This is a genomic window from Rhodoferax sp. RT4P68 (genome assembly GCF_056521305.1).
In genome coordinates this window covers 1-1,453 of record NZ_JBWMBB010000049.1, presented here as the reverse complement: position 1 = coordinate 1,453, position 1,453 = coordinate 1, and the positions used below count along the sequence as shown (strand labels likewise).

Below are 1,453 nucleotides of genomic sequence, written 5' to 3'. Positions count from 1 at the left end.
GGCCATCGACGTCGAGTCGTTCACGGCCGACCTGCAAGCCGGGGTCGACACCCTGAGCTACGGCACGACGGCCACGGGCGTCACCGTCGGCCTGAACACCGGCACCGCGACGGGCTTTGCCTCCATCGCCAACATCGAGAACGTGACCGGCGGTGCGGGCAACGACACGCTCGTGGGCAACGCTGCCGCCAACGCGCTCATCGGCGGCGCTGGCGACGACGCCATGACGGGCGGTACGGGGGCGGACAGCCTGAACGGCGGGGCCGGCAACGACACCTTCTTCGCCACGGCGGGCGACGGCAACGATGCCTACGTCGGCGCAGGAGGCACCAACGACACCTACGATCTGTCGGGCACGGGTGCGGCGGCCGTCGTCAACCTGGCGACCGGCACCGCAACCAGTGCCGTCACCGGGGCCGATACCGTGGCCACCATCGAGCATGTCATCGGCACCGCGGCCGGCGACAACCTGACCGGAAATGCCGGGGCCAACACCCTTGAGGGCAGGGGCGGCGCGGACATCATCAACGCCGGTGCTGGAGCCGACGTGGTCAATGGCGGCGCCGGCAACGACATGCTGAACGGGGATGCCGGCAACGATGTCATCACCGGCGGCTTGGGCAACGACACGGTGAACGGCGGTGTCGGCAACGACCGCTTTGTCGCCATCGTGGGGGACGGCAACGACAGCTACATCGGCGGCGTGGGCGTCGACACCTACGATCTGTCTGCGACGGCAGCGAACGCGACGGTCACCGCCACGTCGGCCACCGGTGCCGACATCGGAACGGACGCGCTCAACGCGGTCGAGAACGTCATCGGCAGCCAGGGCAACAACGTGATCACGCTGGACGCCGGCGCCAACCGTGTCGATGGTCAGGACGGCAACGACACCATCAACACCGGTGCCGCAAACGATCTGCTCATCGGCGGGCAGGGCGATGACACCATGAACGGCGGTGTCGGCAACGACATCTTCCAGTTCGCGCCGGGCTTCGGTCACGACACGATTGTCGGCTTCGACGCCAGCCCGGACGGTGTGAACGCGCAGGACCGTCTGGACATCTCGGGACTGGGGATCACCGCGGGTGACTTTGCCGCCTCGGTGAGCATCAGCGACATCGGTGCCAACACGCTGGTCGAGTTCGACGGACTGAACTCGATTCTTCTGGTGGGCGTGAACGGCGTCGGCGTGAACGTGATCACGCAGGCGGACTTCATCCTGTCGGCGTGATGAAGCCCGCCGTCTGGCTGAAAGCCCCAGCAAGGCCCGCCCCGTGAACGCGAGGAGCCCCCCATGACCCCCCTGTGGAGCGAACTGCGACCGCTGCTGGGCTACATCGCGGGGTTCTCCTTCATCATCAACCTGCTGTTTCTGGTGCCGGCGTTCTTCACCTTGCAGGTGTTCGACCGCGTCCTGTCCAGCAACAGCCTGGACACGCTCGTGGTGCTG

1 protein-coding gene is annotated in these 1,453 nt (G+C 67.0%); it reads left to right on the top strand.

Features of this window, described 5'->3' with window-relative positions; translation table 11 throughout:
* A partial coding sequence (locus AC099J_RS31595; RefSeq protein WP_479619270.1) for a calcium-binding protein occupies positions 1–1,234 on the top strand: 1,234 nt, incomplete at its 5' end.
* Positions 1,235–1,453: the final 219 nt, after the last annotated feature.